The organism is Flavobacterium sp. 83 (assembly GCF_000744835.1).
Lineage (GTDB): Bacteria > Bacteroidota > Bacteroidia > Flavobacteriales > Flavobacteriaceae > Flavobacterium.
This window is the reverse complement of sequence record NZ_JQMS01000001.1, coordinates 1,808,049-1,828,168: the sequence shown is the minus strand read 5'-3', so window position 1 is coordinate 1,828,168 and position 20,120 is coordinate 1,808,049. Positions and strand designations below refer to the sequence as shown.

Annotated in this window: 17 protein-coding genes; 7 read left to right on the top strand and 10 right to left on the bottom strand. The window is 33.6% G+C overall.

The genetic code is table 11. The annotated features are described in order from the left end of the window. Window positions 1-151 precede the first annotated feature (151 nt). Complete coding sequence (locus T410_RS08035) at window positions 152-862, top strand: DUF4369 domain-containing protein (protein ID WP_035670350.1); 711 nt, start codon at window positions 152-154, stop codon at window positions 860-862. A 58-nt stretch (window positions 863-920) separates the two neighbouring features. Here the strand turns inward: T410_RS08035 and hemL are convergent, their stop codons facing one another. The 7 genes from hemL to T410_RS08000 form a co-directional block, all read right to left on the bottom strand. Continuing rightward, window positions 921-2,207 (bottom strand): glutamate-1-semialdehyde 2,1-aminomutase, encoded by a 1,287-nt coding sequence (hemL, locus tag T410_RS08030; protein ID WP_035670347.1) that lies wholly within the window; start codon window positions 2,205-2,207, stop codon window positions 921-923. 32 nt (window positions 2,208-2,239) lie between these two features. Continuing rightward, a complete protein-coding gene (locus T410_RS08025) occupies window positions 2,240-3,133 on the bottom strand; it encodes a glucosaminidase domain-containing protein (RefSeq protein ID WP_035670344.1) in 894 nt (297 codons plus the stop codon). Then, entirely contained in the window at window positions 3,126-4,022 is an 897-nt protein-coding gene (locus tag T410_RS08020; protein ID WP_152556940.1) for a 1-aminocyclopropane-1-carboxylate deaminase/D-cysteine desulfhydrase, read from the bottom strand. Before T410_RS08020 ends, T410_RS08025 begins: the two co-directional genes overlap by 8 nt. 92 nt (window positions 4,023-4,114) lie before the next feature. Continuing rightward, complete coding sequence (locus tag T410_RS08015) at window positions 4,115-5,947, bottom strand: T9SS type A sorting domain-containing protein (RefSeq protein ID WP_035670339.1); 1,833 nt, start codon at window positions 5,945-5,947, stop codon at window positions 4,115-4,117. A gap of 465 nt (window positions 5,948-6,412) precedes the next feature. Then, a complete protein-coding gene (locus T410_RS16460) occupies window positions 6,413-8,005 on the bottom strand; it encodes an ice-binding family protein (RefSeq protein WP_051929374.1) in 1,593 nt (530 codons plus the stop codon). A 148-nt stretch (window positions 8,006-8,153) separates the two neighbouring features. Beyond that, on the bottom strand, window positions 8,154-9,713 hold the full coding sequence (locus tag T410_RS16455; RefSeq protein WP_051929373.1) for an ice-binding family protein: 1,560 nt from the start codon (window positions 9,711-9,713) through the stop codon (window positions 8,154-8,156). A gap of 499 nt (window positions 9,714-10,212) precedes the next feature. Beyond that, the gene (locus tag T410_RS08000; RefSeq protein WP_035670338.1) at window positions 10,213-10,560 is read right to left on the bottom strand and encodes a hypothetical protein; all 348 of its coding nucleotides are present in this window, start codon (window positions 10,558-10,560) and stop codon (window positions 10,213-10,215) included. Window positions 10,561-10,683: 123 nt separating this feature from the next. On the opposite strand from T410_RS08000, the gene T410_RS17050 reads away from it, so the two are divergent. The 6 genes from T410_RS17050 (at window position 10,684) to T410_RS07975 (ending at window position 17,313) form a co-directional block, all read left to right on the top strand. Next, a complete protein-coding gene (locus T410_RS17050) occupies window positions 10,684-10,860 on the top strand; it encodes a DUF5522 domain-containing protein (RefSeq protein ID WP_193743733.1) in 177 nt (58 codons plus the stop codon). 218 nt (window positions 10,861-11,078) lie between these two features. Next, window positions 11,079-13,061: a urocanate hydratase gene (locus T410_RS07995; protein WP_035670336.1), complete on the top strand. Its 1,983-nt coding sequence runs from the start codon at window positions 11,079-11,081 to the stop codon at window positions 13,059-13,061. Window positions 13,062-13,103: 42 nt separating this feature from the next. Continuing rightward, a complete protein-coding gene (locus T410_RS07990) occupies window positions 13,104-13,637 on the top strand; it encodes a DUF4136 domain-containing protein (protein WP_035670334.1) in 534 nt (177 codons plus the stop codon). 60 nt (window positions 13,638-13,697) lie between these two features. Beyond that, complete coding sequence (locus T410_RS07985; RefSeq protein WP_035670331.1) at window positions 13,698-14,084, top strand: group III truncated hemoglobin; 387 nt, start codon at window positions 13,698-13,700, stop codon at window positions 14,082-14,084. 114 nt (window positions 14,085-14,198) lie between these two features. Continuing rightward, window positions 14,199-15,332, top strand: coding sequence for an esterase-like activity of phytase family protein (locus T410_RS07980; protein WP_035670329.1), 1,134 nt, complete (start codon window positions 14,199-14,201; stop codon window positions 15,330-15,332). A 223-nt stretch (window positions 15,333-15,555) separates the two neighbouring features. Further along, a complete protein-coding gene (locus T410_RS07975; protein ID WP_035670327.1) occupies window positions 15,556-17,313 on the top strand; it encodes an aromatic amino acid hydroxylase in 1,758 nt (585 codons plus the stop codon). 126 nt (window positions 17,314-17,439) lie between these two features. Here T410_RS07975 and T410_RS07970 read toward each other — a convergent pair whose 3' ends face one another. The 3 genes from T410_RS07970 to T410_RS07960 all read right to left on the bottom strand — a co-directional run bounded on the left by T410_RS07970 (window position 17,440) and on the right by T410_RS07960 (window position 19,818). Further along, window positions 17,440-18,060 (bottom strand): DUF4230 domain-containing protein, encoded by a 621-nt coding sequence (locus tag T410_RS07970; RefSeq protein WP_035670325.1) that lies wholly within the window; start codon window positions 18,058-18,060, stop codon window positions 17,440-17,442. A 2-nt stretch (window positions 18,061-18,062) separates the two neighbouring features. After that, window positions 18,063-19,013 carry a GSCFA domain-containing protein gene (locus T410_RS07965; RefSeq protein WP_035670322.1) on the bottom strand — a complete coding sequence of 317 codons (951 nt, stop codon included), beginning with the start codon at window positions 19,011-19,013 and terminating at the stop codon, window positions 18,063-18,065. Window positions 19,014-19,143: 130 nt separating this feature from the next. Next, on the bottom strand, window positions 19,144-19,818 hold the full coding sequence (locus T410_RS07960) for a hypothetical protein (protein ID WP_238567357.1): 675 nt from the start codon (window positions 19,816-19,818) through the stop codon (window positions 19,144-19,146). Window positions 19,819-20,120: the final 302 nt, after the last annotated feature.

The window sequence follows — 20,120 nt, the reverse complement described above, 5'->3', positions numbered from 1 at the left end:
TTTTAGTAAAATTTGAATACGTTACCAAATCATTCCAACAATTTTCTTTATTTTGCGCCAAAATATAAACACAAATGAAATCGCCATGATTCAAAAACAAATCATAATACAAAATGGCGACAACATGTTTCAAAAAAAATAAGAACTTCCCATGAAAAAATCAATTATTGCATTCGCGACCCTTTTACTCATAACCTCTTGTAGTGAAAAGGAATCAAAAACAAACCTACATATTACCGGAAATATTAAAGGATTAAAAAAAGGGACTTTATACATCCAAAGAGTTGTAGATACATCTCTTGTTGCCATTGACACTATTAAAATAGATGGAAATTCTACTTTTGAAAGTAATTTAGATTTAAAATCTCCAGAAATGCTTTATTTATTTTTGGATAGAGGCGTGACCAATTCAAGAGATAACAACCTAACATTCTTTGCTGAACCAGGAAATATAACTATTGAAACTAGTTTAGACTCCTATCTTTCTGGTGCCAAAATTATAGGATCAAAAAATAACGATTTGTATCAAGAGTATAAAAAGATAAATTCTCGTTTCACAGATGAAAATCTTACTTTAATTGAGAAAAAATTCAATGCTATTAAAAATAATAACACGAAAGCGATTGACAGTTTAAGTGCAAAACAAGACTCAAATATAAAACGAAAGTATTTATTTGCTACCAACTTTGCAATAAACAACAGAAATTACGATGTAGCGCCTTATATTGCCTTATCAGAGATCTATGATATTAATATTAAATATTTAGATACAATTCAAAAATCAATGTCTCCAAAAGTGGCACAATCACTTTATGGAAAAAAATTGACTAAATATGTTGCCGATATCAAAAAGCAAAAGTAAATTGGTTCTGATTAACACAAAAAAAAACTTCCGGCTTTAACCGGAAGTTTTTTTTGTATTAAAAAGTTTTAGAAACTTTATCTACAGCTTGAATTGTAAAATCTAAATCATCATACGTTAATGCATCAGTAATAAACCAGGTTTCGTAAGCGGATGGAGCAATATAAATTCCTTCCTGTAATAATCCATGAAAGAATTTTTTGAAGGTTTCATTATCTCCTTTTGCAGCAGATTGAAAATCGACTACCGGAGCAGCATCAAAATGTACAGAAACCATCGAACCAATTCTGTTTATGGTAAAAACAACATTATTTGCTTTCAAAACTTTTTCCATTCCTTCAGCTAAATAGGCAGTTTTTTCTTCTAATCTTTTAAAAATAGCACGATCACTATCTAATGATTGTAACATCGCTAATCCTGCTGCCATTGCCAATGGGTTTCCAGATAAAGTTCCAGCTTGATAAACAGGTCCTAATGGAGCCAGATAATTCATAATTTCGGCACGGGCAGCAAAAGCACCAACTGGTAAACCTCCTCCTATTACTTTCCCGAAACAAACAATATCAGCATTGATATTGAATAATTCCTGAACTCCACCTGCAGCAAGTCTGAATCCCGTCATAACTTCATCAAAAATCAACAGAATTCCATTGTCCGTACACAATTGGCACAAGCCTTCCAGAAAACCTTTGTTTGGTGGAATACAGCCCATATTTCCTGCAACTGGCTCTACGATAATAGCAGCAATTTGATTTTCATTGGCTTCAATTAAAGCTGCTACATTCTCTAAATCATTATATCTTGCCAACAAAGTATCTTTGGCAGTTCCAGCAGTTACACCAGGACTGTTTGGTGTTCCAAAAGTAATCGCTCCACTTCCAGCCTGAATCAAAAATGAATCTGAATGACCGTGATAACAACCTGCAAATTTGATTATTTTATCTCTTTTAGTAAATCCACGAGCGAGTCTCACAGCACTCATACAAGCCTCTGTACCTGAATTTACAAATCTTATTTTATCAATATTAGGAACCATGGAAACGGCCAAAGCCGCAATTTGAGTTTCTAATTCCGTAGGCATTCCAAAAGAAGTTCCTAATTTAGCTTTCTCAATCACGGCTTGTACAACCGGTTCAAAAGCATGTCCTAAAATCATTGGTCCCCATGAATTAATGTAATCTATCAAACGGTTTCCATCTTCGTCATACATGTAAGCACCTTTGGCACTTTTAACAAAAATTGGAGTTCCTCCTACTGCTTTAAATGCTCTTACTGGTGAATTTACTCCTCCTGGAATTACTTTTTCTGCTTCAGCAAAAAGCTGACTACTTCTTGTATATAACATTTATAAATTTTGAGTTATGATTATTTTTTTAATTATTTCACTAACAGTTTTTGTCCAATGGAAAGTATGTTATTCGAAAGATTATTTATCCGTTTTAATTCATCTACCATTAAGTTGAATTTTTTCGAAATAGAATAAAAAGTATCCCCTTTTTGAACTTCATATAAAGCTAGATCTTGACTTTTATTTTTTTTAATTTCTAATGTCAATTCTTCTACCAGTTGTTTTTCATTCGAGACATAATTCACATCTAAAACCTGATTATCATATTGATGCAAATTATAGCGTTCAATATAGGAAATCAATTTATCAGGATATCTTGGATCTGTAGCATAACCTGCCGTTCTTAATCCCCTGGCCCAAGCTTTATAATCCCCTTTTTGTAATTCGAATAATTTAGAATACCTACTTCTACCGGTTAGAAATACAGCATGATCTTTAAAGGACTCCGATGGATTATTGTATTTCCTGAAGCATTCCTGATCAGAATCATCATCATGTCTCACACTTTCTCCAGTCCAGCCTTCATGACATTTTATACCAAAATGATTATTGGCACTTATCGCTAAATCCCCAACTCCAGCACCGGATTCTAAAATCCCCTGTGCTAAAATAATACTGGCAGGAATACCATAATTCCTCATATTTCCCATCGCAATATCTTTAAATTGTGAAACATAAGCTTTAATCACTTCATTAGTGACCACCGTTTTTGAAGTAGAAACGATGACTTCCGTCTCTTGATTATTTTGTTCTTGCTTTGCTGGTTTAGAAAGTATTGGTTTGGCCGAATTAGTTTTTTTAGTAGTAACCACTTGCAATTTTGGTTTTACCTGAACTTTTTTTGTTGTTACAATAACTGGCTTTGTGGCTTTACAACCAACCAAAAATAATAGTATAAAAAGTAGTAGAATTTTTTTAAACATTGATATTAATTGTTGGTAATTGTTTGTTTTTTAATTTCATATTCATTCCCTGAACTCCTTGAATTCCACCAGTATGAATTAGTAAAATTTTTGATTGAACCGGAAAATAGTTGTTCTTTATCAAATCTATAACGCCATAAACCATCTTTCCAGTATAAATAGGATCCAAAGGAATTTGAGTTTCAGCATAAAACTGATTGATAAACTCAATTAATATAGAATTTACTTTTCCATAACCTCCAAAATGATAGTCCGTAATTAATTCCCAATTCTCATTTTGGGCAAAATTACGAATTTCATCTTTTAAAAAATCACCTTTTAAAGCCGGAAACCCTAAAACTTTTTGATGTGACAAAACGCTGTTAATAATTCCTGAAATTGTTCCGCCTGTTCCTATTGAACAACAGATAAAATCAAATTTAGCATCGCCTTCAGTTAGTATTTCCTCACAGCCCTTAATGGCCAATTCATTTGTCCCACCTTCAGGAATAAGATAGAAATTGCCGAATTTTGTTTTTAAATTTTCTAAAAATGTGCTCTCGCTTTTTAACCGATATTCCTCCCTTGAAACAAATTCTAATTGCATTCCGCAGCTTTGGGCGAATGACAACGTTGGATTCTCTAAAATTTTAGATTCTAATTCTTCTCCACGAATAATCCCAATAGTTTTGAATCCCTTGTCTTTTCCCGCAAAAGCAACTGCTGCAATATGATTTGAAAAAGCGCCCCCAAAAGTAAGTACTGTTTCCTGATTTTCTTCTTTCGCCTGAAGTAAATTATACTTCAACTTTCTGAACTTATTTCCCGAAATAAAAGGATGAATCAAATCTTCTCGTTTGATATGTACAGAAATTGAATTTGGAAATGATATCGTTACCTGTTGATTCAAAGTAAATATTTTTCACAAAGGTAAAATTAATATATAATAAAAAATGCAATCGGTGTAGATTGCATTTTTTATTATATATTAATTTCTGGGATTTAATTTCTAATGATAATTTTTTCACCAACCTCCATATTATCTTTGGTCGAAATCCTAACAATATAAATTCCATCTCCAAGTCCAGAAGTAGAAAATTTATATGAGGAATTCACTCCTAGATCCTTTTTACTGAAAATTAATTTCCCTGCAACATCATACAAACTACAAGTGGTAAGATCTATTAACAATGGATTACTAATTGTTACATTTTTAGTAGAATTATTTTGATAAACTACAAAACTTTCGCTAACTAAATCCTTAACCCCTAAAGTAGAATTATTTTTAAAAGTAATTTCAAATTGTGTATTGTTAACTCCACCCGGTAATGTCAATTCATAAAAATCATTTTTTATATCAAAATATTTATCTGCTTCTTTGTCATGTAAATAAATATTTTTTGCTTCATTAAAGTTTAAAATTTCTTTAACTGTAATTTTATAATTGGCTTGATCCGCATTTCTGAAACCAATTGGAATACTCTTATCAACATCAAAGTTTAAAGCATCAATAACATACTCCGTATCTTCTAGTACAAAATAAACATCTGCTGGAGAATCATCGCTTGAGGACATTGCATCCATTGCACGATCAACACCGTCAGTTGCTTCAGGAATAAATGCAAGTGCCAGTTGGCGAACTCCTTTATTATTCATCAATGTATTGAATCTAATTTGTGGCGTTGGCAAAAGACTCACTTTAGTATAATCAAAACCTGATACAGGTAGTATTTTGGACAAGTAATCTTTATTAATTTTCGTTTTATTTTGACTTGTACTTTTGTTAAATTGGGAATAATTTGATACATTTTCCTTAACAAATATTCGGTAGCTGTTTTTCATTTCTACCGTTCCATCAGCCGTTCCATCAATCATAAAGCCTTGTCCCACAGGACTAAAACGTCTCTCGTAAACCCCTCCTGTTCCTGTACTTGTTCCTTCATTACCAGAACCATCATACGAATAGAAAGTTGCGGGAACATAAATACCAGTACCTAATCTAGAAACTGGAGAAAAAGTTCCATAACCACCTTTATAATCTGCTATGTAGTGAGAATTTACAGTTTTATCCTGTTCCCAGAAATAAGCAATCCCAGTACAATTTGTCGCATCTGTTAAAAATGCTGATAAATCTATTGCTGATGGATAAGGATTACCCGTTAATGTAAATTGTTCATTTAATACATTTATGGAGATGGTTCCATCATTAGGTTTTCCTCTAAAATCATATCGTTGTTGACTTGTCGGATTGTTTTGGACTCCATTTACCGTAGTTAAATTTGTTCCTGAAGTTCCTTTCATGGTAAATCCTTCTCCAGCATTTATAGTGGAAGCAGATCCTACTTGGCTCCAATTTGAATATCCAGCTGAAGCTACTAATTTATTTATCCAATATGGAGCAATTGCTAATGGACTGGCTGTACCATTGTAATTATTCATCGCTAAAATAGTTGGATTATTACTATTCGTTACATTTACAACATCTTTAAGTTGGGTAATTCCAAAAGGTGAATTTCCCGCAGTAGCACTATTTCCACCTACTGGTGAACACCAATAATTATATTGAAAATTATTAGTTGATCCTTCTTGAAATACGGATAAACTTCCAACTCCTTTATTAGCTCCTGCAGCAGTAGATCCTTGCAATAACTGACCATCTCTCCTTAAGTAAAAATTACTGCTGGCAGCATTTAATTCCAAATCTTGCTTAACATAAACAACTTCATTATTTACAAAGACGTAGCTATCAGGACTTACATACATTTGTGCGTTAGTATTATATTGAAATAAAAAGCCAATGAGAACTAATAGCGTTTTGAGTAATTTTGAGTTCATAAACTTCCTTATTTAAATTAATTTATTCTTTTTTTAATGAGCAATTTTATTAGATACAACAACATCTTTAATGGTAAAAAATGAAACTATTTAGGATTTTAATAAATTTTAAGAGGCGCTAATAACCCTAGATTTTTAGAAAACAAAACTCAATAGTAAATATTTATCTAAAGTTACAAAAAAAATAAGCTTCAAAGCAGATAAAATAACGATAAAAAGTACAAAAAATCGTTTAAATACATCTTTTTTAATTTTAAATAAATAATTTCTTATATTTTATTGAAAAGATTAAACTACCGTAAACACCTAATTTGTATTTTTTTCCAAATCTTTAGTTTTTATTCAAAAAATAATAACTTTCGAAAACACCAACTTTTTTCAAATACTTTTCAATATCTACCATTGGTGACTTTAAAAACTTTTTTTTATTAATTTAAAATCAATTTATTCTTTTTTGAAACCATATTACCTCAGGCTCATTATCGTTAAGATTCTATTTTTTAGAATTATTGCATCGGAATCAATTTTCCATCTAATGTCAATATTTTGACCTGAAGAAACTATAGCAATTGCTTGTAAAGAAATTGATCCAGTATTCAGATTACTGCCGCAAGTTCTACTCGAGTTAGGAACTAAAACTCCATTTTGATAAATACTAAACGTGGCTAATGCTTTGCTAGAGTTTGCGGCAGTAGTAGTGCCGGGTTTAAATATAGAACCGTTCACGCTTGAATACTCAAAACCTGAAATATCGCCTAAATTCGTACCAATATCCCCAGTGAAATAAGAATTTCCAGTGTTACTAACTGCACCATTACTAGTGAATATAACAAAAGTAGATAATGTTCCTAAATCAAGATAAGAATAATTTAAAGGCATATATACAGTTCCAGGCCCAAAACTAATAGCACCAGTTGTTGAAAACAATCTTCCTTCAAGCGTTCCATTGGCCCCCATAAAAACGGCTCCATTATTAGCAATAACTGTTCCTTTCATTGTAGTTGAAGTGGCCATAGATGCTGCACCTTCTACAATCCAAAATACGTTACATGCTGATGCACCGTTAGTCAATGCAACAACAGTACCTGCTCCTGTTGTAAATGCCCCCTTAATTTTAAAAACAAACACTGCATTTTGGTTTCCTTGTGCGTCCAAAGTTAAAACTCCAGCTATTGATCCTGCAGCATCAATTGAATATACTCCAGCTGTTAGAATCTCTCCACTACCAAGAGCAGGCGCATGAACATTAGTAACAGAAAGCCCATTCAACTGATCGTATGCCGCTTTTAAATCTAATCTACCTTGGTCCGTATTTACTGATCTAGAAGAATGGCTTGAAGCAAAACTATACTGACCATTAAACATAACCAGATAAGTTCCTATCACTGGAGTCAATGAAAATCCTGAAATTAAAACATCAGTATTTGAATTAGTAACTATATCCTCAGTTGCAGTAACCGAATTAAAATTATCTGAATTGGCTAATACAAAAGCCGTAGTTGCTAATTGTGTTGTATTTGTACCCACTGCTGCGGTTGGAGCTAATGAAATCCCTGTGAAGGTTGGCGAATCTGAAAACACTACACTTTTAGTTCCTGTTTCATCAATTAATGAGTTTTGTGATTGTGCAGATGTAATACTTCCCGTTTGTGTTCCGTAAACTGTTCCTGTTGTAGGTAATGTTACATTTGTTACTCCTGTTGTTATTATTGTAGTTGCAAATTCGCTTGGTAAAGCAAGTGTAGATTCGTTACTATTGGCTATTCCTGTCCCCCCATTAATTGGTAAAACTAAACCTGCAATAAAATCTTTCCAACCTAAATTATAAAAATTAAAAATTGAAGTCGTAGTGTTATAAATAAGAAGTCCTACAGCAGGTGAGATTATCGCATCCCTTTCTATAGTAGTCAAACGAGGTAAAAGAAATCCTTTATCGGTAGAATGAATATCTAATGCAGATGAAACTTCTGGGGTAACAGTACCTATTCCTACTTGTGCATTCCCTTTTTCTAAAATTATCAGGAATAAAACGCATAAAAAAAGGATATTATTTTTCATTTATTGTAATAATCTTAATCATTAATACATTAAAACAATGTACTTTGTAGTTTAATAATTTCATCCTAAATTTCACAACATGCAAATTTGATGTTATAAAAGACTTTATAAATGTTAAAAAAAATATTAAATATAAAATATAACAAAACTACCTAACATTAACAAGTGTTAATATCCTATTACCTCCAGTTAATATACCGGAATCAACGTTCCATCTGACATCAATATTTTGACCTGCAGCGACTGTGGCTATAGCTTGTAATGATACATCTACAGTGTTGAATGTACTTATTCTTGATCTGGTTGAATTAGGAATTAAAACACCGTTTTCGTAAATACTAAAACTAGCCAAAGCACTACTAACATTAGTTGTAAAAAAACCACCATTCACAGTAGAACTTCCAAAACCAGCTATTGCACCTGAGTTCGTACCCATATCGCCATTAACAGTTGAAACTCCAGTATTCCCTACATCACCAGTAGAGGTAAACATGGCAAAAGTAGACAAGACTCCCAAGTTAACGTAGGAACTATTTGCAGTTTTGGTTATGGTTGAAGTATCAATACCTATCGCTCCGGCGTTAGAAAACATTCTTCCATCAAGGGTACATGTCGCTCCTAAAGAAACTGCACCATTATTAGCAAGAAGTGTTCCTTTCATAATAGTTGAAGCTCCCAGTCCTATAGCTCCTTCGGCAAGCCAAAAAACATTGGCAGCTGATGCGCCATTAGCCAAGACTACCCTAGTACTTGCTTCTGTATGAAAAGCTGCTCCGAATTTAATAATAAAAAGAGCATTGGGATTCCCTTGTGCATCTAAGGTAATAGTCCCTGCTGCTGAACCAGCTGCAGCTATACTATATACTCCAGGATATAAAGTCTCACTTCCAAACGCAGCTGCATGAGTTGCATTAGTAACTGCAACTTGATTCAATTGATTATAAGCTGATTTCAAGTCAATAATACCCAGAGCCGTTTTATTACCCGGAGCTATGCTATACTGTCCGTTAAAAGTTACAATATAAGTTCCTGCTGATGGTGTGAATGTCATTCCTGGCATTATAACATCAGTAGCTGAAGTAGTTGAAATATCACCACTTCCATTAACTGAATTATAATTATCTGAATTGGCTAATACAAAAGCGGTTGTAGCTAATTGTTCAGTGTTTGTTCCAACAATAGCAGTTGGAGCTAAAGGTACATTCGTAAAAGATGGTGAAACTGAAAACACTACATTTCCTGTCCCTGTCTCGTCAGTTAATGAATTCTGTAACTGCCCAGATGTAATACTTCCTAGTTTTGTTCCGTATAAAGTCCCTGACGTAGGCACAGTAATGTCAGTTATTCCAGTAGTTGTAATTGTAGTTGCAAATACTCCCGGTAATGCAAGCGTTGACAAATTACTATTGGCTATTCCTGTTCCTCCATTTATTGGCAAAACTGAACCTGTTATTAGGTCATGCCAACCGGAATCATAAAAATTAAAAATTGATGAAGTAGAATTATAAATAAGAAGTCCTACAGCAGGTGAGGTTATTGCATCTCTTTGTAAAGTTGTCAATCGAGGCAAAAGAAACCCTTTGTCCGTAGATACAATATCCAACATTGATGAAGCATTTGGATTTGTTGTTCCTATTCCAACTTGTGCATTAGTTATCCCTGATATTAGTATAAAAAAAATGTATAAGAATAAGGTCTTGTTTTTCATGAGTATGTATTGTTTTTATTGAATTGAAATTTTACTTAAATTATTGAAAAGCAAGATGTTTTACATTCAAAAATCCAATTATTGCAAATGTGATGTTAATTAATGAGTAAATACCTATTAAAAAAATTAAAGCGTCAAATCGAAACTTACAAAGCGGCTTTTTTAACTTTTAATCACTTCTATTAGCTTATAATTCCCCGTAAATAGCCACTTTTATGAGTTAAATTTTATTGGAATCTAAATAATATTTTATATTAAAATTTAATCGGTTTTTTCTTATTATTTTAAAAAAATGAATAATATTAATTTTCAAAATAGTTTCTTTGTGTAATCTAAAATTAGGGGAAGCAAGAATAGTGCACTTGATCAATCACAATTGAACGGTAAAAAAGTTTATAATAACTATAATTTTCTTGAAGTAATAGATTTTAAAAGTATTCGGGATAAAGTGGCACTGATTACAAAAAAACAGATTAGAAAATTCAAGCAAGTAATTAGGTCAAAAAATAATATGCTTTTTATCTAAAAATTTAAAAAAATTAAAAAAAGGTCTGCTTTTCAAATAACCAAAATCTTTTTCATTGGCGTAAGCTTCTCTTTCGAAACTGATGTTTCTATACGCTAAATCCGCTTTTTTATATTGAATCAAACGAAAAAAATATTCTATAAAATACCAAATAAAAAAAGGAAGTATTAAAAGTTCTAATTGTTGGCGGAGGTGTATTTTTTCATGATTAACAAAAACCTTGTTTTCAATATCACAACGATATTTAACAAAGACAAATGGAAATACCGCCAAACCGCGATATCCTTTTGGAATTAAATATTTAGCAACAATTAGAAACATTAACTATAAAATTTATAAATTTGTAATGATAAAATGGTTTTATTTAATGAAAAACTCAATCGATTGAGTTATTCCCTTCATTAAAATATTCGCAATGACTTTTATAAAAGAATAATCCCAAGTATGATTGAGCAAAGTAATGAAAATAAATTAATAGAAGGGGAAGATTTCTATTACACACCAGAAGGTTACAAATGTTTCACTGAAAAATACCATTTAAAACGTGGCTATTGTTGTAAAAGTGGTTGTCGCCATTGTCCGTATGGTTTTGATAAAAAAACTGGCACAAATAAAAAGTAGTCAATATTCGGGTTACAGATAGCTAAAATCAAGAGAACGGCAGTTTTCAAAAAATACCAACAAAAAACTAAATGGATATTTGTTTACAGAAATATAGAATCAAAATTCATAAATCCTACCACAGGTCGGATATTCGTTATCCTTAGTTGTTTAATTTTTATATGAAGTCTAAACTTCTTTAGCGAACCAACATAAAAAAATAACGAATAAAATCAAAAATGACTTTTCAAGAACAAATACAACAAGGAATTCCATCTGTTTTACCCCAAATAAGACCATACGAAACAGATATTAATCATGCCCCAAAACGCAAAGAAATCCTTTCGAATGAAGAAAAAAAACTGGCTTTACGCAATGCCTTGCGTTATTTTGAACCGCAACATCATGCTGAATTAGTCAAAGAATTCTCAGAAGAATTACAAACATACGGCCGTATTTACATGTACCGCTTTCGTCCGGCTTACAAAATGTATGCGCGACCTATTGCTGAATATCCCGGAAAATGCGAACAGGCAAAAGCGATAATGCTAATGATTCAAAACAATTTAGATTATGCCGTTGCACAACATCCACATGAGTTGATTACATATGGTGGAAATGGAGCCGTTTTTCAAAACTGGGCTCAGTATCTACTGACAATGCAATATTTGTCTGAAATGACCGATGAACAAACGTTGACTATGTATTCCGGTCATCCAATGGGATTATTCCCTTCACATAAAGAAGCTCCACGAGTTGTCGTGACAAATGGAATGGTAATTCCTAATTATTCTAAACCAGATGATTGGGAAAAAATGAATGCATTAGGCGTTTCTCAATACGGACAAATGACTGCCGGAAGCTATATGTACATTGGTCCGCAGGGAATCGTACACGGAACAACAATCACCGTTTTGAATGGTTTTCGCAAAATAAAACGTAGTCCAAAAGGCGGCTTATTTGTCACTTCAGGATTAGGAGGAATGAGTGGAGCACAACCAAAAGCGGGCAATATCGCGGGCTGTATTACCGTGTGTGCCGAAGTAAACCCAAAAATCACACACATTCGTCACAGTCAAGGATGGATCAATGAAGTAATTGAAAACGTGGATGAACTCGTAAAAAGAGTCACTTTGGCTCAAGCCAATAAAGAAATCGTTTCTATAGCCTATCTTGGAAATGTGGTGGATGTTTGGGAAAAATTTGATGAGGAAAACATTCATATAGATTTAGGATCTGATCAAACTTCACTTCATAATCCCTGGGCAGGAGGCTATTATCCCGCTGACCTTTCCTTTGAAGAAGCTAATAAAATGATGGCTAATAATCCTGATTTATTCAAAGTAAAAGTACAGGAAACATTACGCCGACATACAACAGCAATTAATAAACATACTGCCAAAGGAACTTATTTCTTTGATTACGGAAATGCTTTTTTACTGGAAGCTTCCCGCGCAGGAGCAGATGTGATGGCGGAGAATCACATTGATTTCAGGTATCCGAGTTACGTTCAGGATATTATGGGACCTATGTGTTTTGATTACGGTTTTGGCCCTTTTCGTTGGGTTTGTGCTTCAGGAAAAGCAGAAGATTTAGCTAAAACAGATTTAATTGCTTGTCAAGTTCTGGAAGAAATGGCTAAAACTGCTCCTGAAGAAATTCAGCAACAAATGCAGGATAATATTCACTGGATAAAAGGCGCTCAGGAAAACAAACTAGTCGTTGGCTCCCAAGCCCGAATCCTTTATGCTGATGCCGAAGGTCGTGTAAAAATTGCTGAAGCTTTTAATCAGGCTATTGCCAAAGGCGAAATAGGAATCATCGTTTTAGGCAGGGATCACCATGATGTTTCCGGTACTGATTCACCTTACAGAGAAACTTCAAACATTTATGACGGCTCGCGTTTTACTGCCGATATGGCCATACAAAACGTCATTGGAGATAGCTTTCGTGGTGCCACTTGGGTCTCGATTCACAATGGTGGCGGTGTTGGTTGGGGAGAGGTAATTAACGGTGGTTTTGGTATGGTTCTTGATGGTTCAAAAGAAGCCTCCAGACGTTTAGAATCAATGCTTTTCTGGGATGTCAATAACGGAATTTCAAGAAGAAGCTGGGCTCGAAACGACGGAGCTTTATTTGCAATAAAAAGAGCCATGCAGACGCAACCTTTGTTGAAAGTTACCATCCCTAATATAGTAGCAGATAATTTATTGAATTCTTAAAAAGACATCTTTAATAAAACATAGTAATCAAACAATTAAACCATGAAAGCAATTAAACTCCTTCCAGTATTGCTACTTCTTGTAGTAGCGTCATGCAGTTCCGTAAAAGTGTATTCTGATTTTGATAAAAATGTAGATTTTAGTCAATACAAAACCTATGCATTCCATAGAAGAGGCATCGACAGAGTCGAAGTTTCAGAATTAGACAAGAAAAGAATCCTGCATGCTATTGACAATGAACTAAGCAAAAAAGGAATGACTAAGAGTGAGACACCCGATTTGCTTATCAATATTTTAACCAAAGAAAGAGAACGAGTAGATGTTAACCAATACAACACCGGATGGGGTTACGGTTGGGGATGGGGATGGAATCCTTATTTATGGGGAGGACGCAGCTATGTTTCTACTTCAACTGAAGGGACTCTTTATATTGATTTAATTGATGCTAAGAAAAAAGAATTAGTTTGGGAAGGTGAAGGCGTAGGTTATTTGACCGAAAACCGAAAAGAAAAAGAAAAACAAATCAACGAATTTGTGGCTAAAATTTTAGCGGAATTTCCACCAAAAGCGAAATAGTTTGACCTTAAATTTAAACATAAAAGTCTACCTTTGCGTAGGCTTTTTTTATACCAAATCATGACACAACTTACGGATATTACCAATCTTGAAGATATCAAATTGCTTGTTGATACTTTTTATTCTAAAGTTCAAAAAGATGAATTTATTGGAATTATATTCAATGAAAAAATAGGCAACCGCTGGCCAGAACATTTGGAAAAAATGTATCGCTTCTGGCAAACTATTTTACTTGAAGAGCACACCTATTGCGGCAGTCCTTTTCCACCACACAAACAATTGCCAGTTGCCAAAGAACACTTTGAACGCTGGATGGAAATTTTCACCGAAACGACCAATAATTTATTCGAAGGCCCACTAGCTGATGAAGCAAAACTTCGTGCCAAGAATATGGCCGAAATGTTCAACTATAAAATTGAGTATTTCAGAAACATAGAAAAGAACTAAATACATAACCTATCCTTAAAGACTAATCTTTTAACTTCATTGTAATTACTCTTATTTTTGATAAAAAACACAATTTAACTAAGAATTTAACCGATTCTATACTTTATAAAAAATATGCGTAAATTTTTATTCCTAATTGTTTTACAAGCCATTCTTCTTTCTTGTTCCAATTTAAGACAATCAACCCAAAACAAACTTACTCCTAGTTTAAAACTTATCAGTTCCATTGAAATTCCTTTTGACAAAACTTTTCAGAATACTAAAGTGGGCGGTTTATCAGGAATCGACTATGATGTAAAAAACGATTTGTATTACCTGATATGTGATGACAGATCAGTTTTCAACGATTCCAGATTTTACACGGCGAAGATTCATTTAGATGAAGACAAGATAAAAAATATTGATTTTCAAAACGTAACTTATTTAAAAGATGAAGCCGGAAAAAATTATGGCAACTGGAGTACTAGTCCTTCAACGGCATGTGACCCAGAGGATATCCGATACAATTCAAAAACCAATTCCTTAGTTTGGACTAGCGAAGGCGCTCGTGTAGTTACTACAGATAAATTAATTTTACAAAATCCTTCCCTAAATTTTATAGATTTAAAAGGTAATTTTCTTGGCAAAGCCACATTGCCAGCTAATTTAGAAATACAAAAAGAGGAAAAAGGGCCTAGAAATAACGGAACACTAGAAGGAATCTCTTTTGACTTTAAACACAACAATATCTACACCAATATTGAAGAACCTCTTTTTGAAGATAGCAACCAAGCCAATACCAGTAAAGGAGGTTTGATCAGATTGTATCAATTTAGTGCCAAAACAAAGAAGAACACTGCTCAATACGGATACCAACTGGAACCTATTGCACTTGAACCCAATCCGAAAGGTGCTTTTGCTGTCAATGGCGTTTCAGCAATTCAGTATTATGGTAAAAACCAGTTGCTGGTTGTGGAACGCTCCTACTCTACCGGAACACAAGCCTGCACGATAAAAGTATTTTTATGTGATTTAAAAAAAGCAACTAATGTTAAAAACTATGGTTCGTTAAAGAACCAAAATTTTGAATTAGCATCAAAAAAACTGATACTGAACATGGATGATTTGGGAATTTTTATTGATAATATTGAAGGCCTTACTTTTGGACCAAAACTAACAAATGGCAATCCATCGATCATTTTTGTTTCAGATAATAATTTTTCAGATAAACAGAAAACGCAGGTATTGGTATTTGAATTGGTGAAGTAATAAATCTAAAAATTCATCATTCACGCCCCAACTTCCCTAGCCCAGAGTGGAATGAAAAGCTTTTTGCGAAAGCCGTTTTAGTTTTTCTTATTTATAAAAAGCGACCAAAGGAAGCTCTTTTATAAATAAGAAAAACAAACGGGGTTGCAAAAACTTGCAATGAAAAGCGGGAAATAGCTCCTGAAATTCGTACTTTTGCACCACAACTACAACGATTTCGAAAATGAACTCAACTATAGAAAGTAATCCATTATTAGACCGATTACCAAAGCACTTAAAGCAATTTATTAAGCCTCAGGATTATAACGACTACACACCTATAAACCAGGCAGTTTGGCGGTATGTAATGCGCAAAAACGTAAATTATCTTTCGAAAGTTGCACATAGCTCTTACCTCGAAGGTTTAAAAAAAACGGGAGTCGAAGTTGACAACATTCCAAGTATGTACGGCATGAATAGGATTCTCACCGAAATAGGTTGGGCAGCGGTTGCTGTAGATGGTTTTATTCCGCCAAATGCTTTTATGGAATTTCAGGCCTATAATGTGCTTGTAATTGCCTCCGACATTCGTCAGCTCGAACATATAGAATACACGCCCGCGCCAGATATTATTCACGAAGGTGCTGGTCATGCGCCCATTATTGCCAATCCTGAATATGCAGAATACCTGCGTCGTTTTGGAGAAATAGGCTGTAAAGCGATTTCTTCACATAAAGATTACCAAATGTACGAAGCCATCCGACTGCTTTCTATCTTGAAAGAAGCCGAAGATACGCCGCAAGCTGATATTGATGCTGCCGAAAAAGCAGTGGAAGATTTGCAGAACAACATGGGTGAATTATCGGAAATGGCACAAATCCGAAACCTGCATTGGTGGACCGTAGAATATGGTTTAATAGGAACCATCGACAATCCAAAAATATACGGTGCCGGACTGCTTTCGTCTATCGGAGAAAGTGCTTGGTGTATGACGGATAACGTTAATAAAATTCCTTACGATATATCAGCAGCGAACCAAAGTTTTGATATTACCAAACTGCAACCGCAACTTTATGTCACTCCAAATTTTGCTTATTTAAGCCTGGTTTTAGAAGAGTTTGCCAATAAAATGGCGTTGCGCACCGGAGGATTATCGGGGATTAATAAACTGATTCATTCCAATGCTTTAGGGACGATTGAATTGAGCACCGGAATTCAAATTTCGGGAGTTTTCACAAATGTTATTGAAGAAGAAGGAAAACCCGTTTACATCCAAACAACTGGAAAAACAGCTTTGTCGTACAGAGAAAAAGAATTAGTGGGTCATGGAACAATCAAACATGCCGAAGGTTTTGGAAGTCCTATTGGAAAACTCAAAGGAATAAATCTCGCGATTGAAGACATGAGCCCAAGAGATTTAAGCGCCTATTCTATTACTGAAAACAAAAGTGTAACGCTGGAATTTGAAGGTGATATCACCGTAAAAGGAGAAATCATTACAGGTTCCAGAAATCTGCACGGAGAGATTATTTTAATCAGTTTAAAGAATTGCACCGTGACTCACGGAGAAACTGTTTTGTTTCAACCGGAATGGGGAAATTACGATATGGCGATAGGAAAAAAAGTGATTTCGGCTTTTTCAGGCCCCGCTGATGTGAATAGTTTTGATTTGATTTCACACGTTCCAACAAGCAAAACCATCAAGGCAAAACACACTGCTGAACGTGACGATTTAGAGGTTTTATACCAAACAATTCGAAACATAAGAGAAACTAAGGATACAGAAACTTCATTGGTACCAATTTTTGATAAATTGCGTACCAATCATCCAAACGACTGGTTGCTCGCTGTTGAAATCACGGAGCTTTTGAAAAACCAAAACGAACCTCAATTGTTACAGGAAGTAATAACTTATCTCGATCAATTAAAAGAAAAAAGACCCGAAGTAGCGCATTTGATTGCTGGTGGTTTGGATTTGATTTTTGATAAAGAGAAGGCTTAAATCTTATTTTTGTCAAATCGAGCGCAGTCGAGGTTATTAGGTCTATAAATAAAGACCCCTAAAAATGGTTTCGACTTTAGTTTATCCTGAGCGAAGTCGAACGGACTCAACCTGACAGAGAAGTCTTTATAATTTTATTTGCTTACCAAAATCTTTCTCGCTTTCGATTACTTTTCCTTCGTATTGCAATTTCCACCCCATGGTATTGGTCAGAATCAATATTTTGGACAATTCACTAATTAAGCGGTTTTGAGCATTATTTTTGAGTGACGATTTTTCAATTTTCTTAGCTAGATTAGCTTTAACTGACCTATTGATTTTGTTGTAATCATCTCCCGTAAAAGGATTCAGTTTACTTTGCTCTACATCATAAAATTGAATGTCAGGACTGATTTTTATTTCTTCTTTTGGAATACTTACAATCGTTATGGTCTTGTTTTTCTCATCAATGTCATATTTCATTTTATGCAAATCATACGCTACAGTCACATCGGCATTGACAACCACCAAAGCTTTTTTCTCGAAAGAAAGCATATCCAACAAGTATTTTTGTTGATTTTTATAGGTGATCACTTCAGAAAAATGGCCTTCTGTAACTACCAATTTACCTACGTTCAGAATTTGTTGCTGAATGAGATTTGTGTTGTACGTGATATCTTCATCATCTTTTTTCTTAAAATCGCAATATTTAAATAACAAAAATATTCCACCGATAACTGCTATTCCAATAAGTATTCTTCTCAGCATAATTAAAATTTCATAAATGAATATTGATTTTCCAATTTAGTGATTTTTTCTCTGACTTTGGACTGAAACTTTAAATGACTTTCAGAATTTGGGTTAAAAGGCCTGTGTGAAAGACTTTTTTGAATACTTTCTACTTCTTCCATTGTAGCAAAAGCGGTTTCTGAAATGGTAGTTTCCTTGAAACGCTTCCAAATATAATCAATTGCCACTTGATTAGGATGCAACATATCTTCGGCATAAAAACGGTAATCCCGAAGTTCATCCATCATGATTTCGTAAGAAGGAAAGTAATTTATAGTCGAAAGTCGAAAGTCAAAAGCCTCATGAAGCGCACTAATTATATTGGCTTTGCTCCATTGATTTTCCACAAAACCATCCTTGATGTGTCGTACTGGTGAAACCGTGAAAATAATCTTGCAATCCGGATTTCCAGCATGGATTGATTTCACTGTATTAGCAATACTTTTTTCTATTTCTTCAACAGTAAGCAATTCTTTCGCAAACTGCTTTTGTGGCACTTTATGGCAATTGGCCACAATAGAATCGCTTTCAATATTTCGATATACCCATGACGTTCCGTAAGTGATAATAATATGGGAAGCGTCTTGCAATTGCAGTTTTGTAGATTTGATTATTGCATTTAAAGACGTTAATAAATCCTCTTTATTTGAATTACTCAAATCCGAATGTACATCAAAACAATGCCAGCTTTCATTATGAAAAAAAATATCATTTTCTGTAAATTGCTTTTCGGACACAGCAAAATCAATCAGCTTTTCAATCGCCAACGGATGGAACAAAATACCAACCGGATTACAGCTATTTTGAAATTTAAAATAATCCAATTTCTCCGCCATATTTACTGCAAAACAAGAACCTAAAGACATAATTTTTGAATTATAGTCTATGGGATAATTACTTTGAAGAATAGGAATTTCGGTTCTGAATTGCATTATTTATAATTTACTACAAATTTGAATAATTTTAGCGAATTAAATGGGGTTTAGTTCTTTTTTCATTAGTATTAAAAAACCCTTTCAGAATTTATGGTTCTGAAAGGGTTTCTATAAAATAAATATTTTCTTAATAGAAGTATATTGTTGTCAAAAAACCTGTATTTCCATTCTCTGAAACCTGTTTTACGGGATAGTTGTCTAAATCGTATGTAAAGGCATTTTTATAAAATTTAGCGGAAGATAGTATTTGGTCATCTTTAGAAACACTTGTAATCACAGTACTTATAAGACTATTATTAGATGAGATTCCTTCGTTATAATCTAACAGCTTTTTGTATCCCGAAATATTATACAACGGATTATGTTTCGAATCATACTGAAAACTAATACTGTATTTTGACAAAACACCCGCCTCCATGTTGTCTAATATTCTTTCATCTTTGATAAAATTTTCGTTTTCAAAATACAATACTCCATGATATTCTTTTACTTCCTGATTTCCGGAGCCAATCTCAAATTTTTCATACGAAACCGTTTTATCTGAATTATGAATGTAATTTATCACATAATTATTTAAAGACTTTGCACGCACCAATTTGCCTGCAACATAAGTATATTCTATAGTTTCGAGAACTTGATTTATTTTATTTAATATTACAATTTTCGAAATCAAACCATCCGCATACGTAAAGTCTGTATGTTTCTGAACGCCATCAATACTTACTATTTCATTCCCATTATAGGTAAACAAAGTTGTTACTGAAGTGCCATCGGTTGAAGTAGAAACAATCTTTTTTAACAATTTTATACTATTGTCCTGATCATTTGAACACGAATAAAGTGTGAACAAAAAAATCGATAATAACCAAAATATATAATTTATTTTTTTCATTATAGTAAATAAATCGCATCCATCTTAAAATCTCTTGGTACTATATCAACCAAACCTAGAAAAATAAAATAAAAGCCACAATAATCATCGTTACAATCCTTATATTTCGGTTGAACTACTATTTTTTTAAATCTAATTGCAACGCCATGTAAATACTATAAAAACAGGTATTGAACAAAAAATAAACCCTTTTAGAACCTAAGTCCTAAAAG

Excerpts from the sequence above, each read along its gene's own strand:
- T410_RS07970 (WP_035670325.1), bottom strand. The coding sequence starts at position 18,060 with ATGCTGAGAAGAATACTTATTGGAATAGCAGTTATCGGTGGAATATTT.
- T410_RS07990 (WP_035670334.1), top strand. The coding sequence starts at position 13,104 with ATGAAAGCAATTAAACTCCTTCCAGTATTGCTACTTCTTGTAGTAGCG.
- T410_RS07980 (WP_035670329.1), top strand. The coding sequence starts at position 14,199 with ATGCGTAAATTTTTATTCCTAATTGTTTTACAAGCCATTCTTCTTTCT.
- T410_RS16455 (WP_051929373.1), bottom strand. The coding sequence starts at position 9,713 with ATGAAAAACAAGACCTTATTCTTATACATTTTTTTTATACTAATATCA.
- hemL (WP_035670347.1), bottom strand. The coding sequence starts at position 2,207 with ATGTTATATACAAGAAGTAGTCAGCTTTTTGCTGAAGCAGAAAAAGTA.
- T410_RS17050 (WP_193743733.1), top strand. The coding sequence starts at position 10,684 with ATGATTGAGCAAAGTAATGAAAATAAATTAATAGAAGGGGAAGATTTC.
- T410_RS08000 (WP_035670338.1), bottom strand. The coding sequence starts at position 10,560 with ATGTTTCTAATTGTTGCTAAATATTTAATTCCAAAAGGATATCGCGGT.
- T410_RS07965 (WP_035670322.1), bottom strand. The coding sequence starts at position 19,013 with ATGCAATTCAGAACCGAAATTCCTATTCTTCAAAGTAATTATCCCATA.
- T410_RS16460 (WP_051929374.1), bottom strand. The coding sequence starts at position 8,005 with ATGAAAAATAATATCCTTTTTTTATGCGTTTTATTCCTGATAATTTTA.
- T410_RS08035 (WP_035670350.1), top strand. The coding sequence starts at position 152 with ATGAAAAAATCAATTATTGCATTCGCGACCCTTTTACTCATAACCTCT.
- T410_RS08015 (WP_035670339.1), bottom strand. The coding sequence starts at position 5,947 with ATGAACTCAAAATTACTCAAAACGCTATTAGTTCTCATTGGCTTTTTA.
- T410_RS08025 (WP_035670344.1), bottom strand. The coding sequence starts at position 3,133 with ATGTTTAAAAAAATTCTACTACTTTTTATACTATTATTTTTGGTTGGT.
- T410_RS07985 (WP_035670331.1), top strand. The coding sequence starts at position 13,698 with ATGACACAACTTACGGATATTACCAATCTTGAAGATATCAAATTGCTT.
- T410_RS07995 (WP_035670336.1), top strand. The coding sequence starts at position 11,079 with ATGACTTTTCAAGAACAAATACAACAAGGAATTCCATCTGTTTTACCC.
- T410_RS07975 (WP_035670327.1), top strand. The coding sequence starts at position 15,556 with ATGAACTCAACTATAGAAAGTAATCCATTATTAGACCGATTACCAAAG.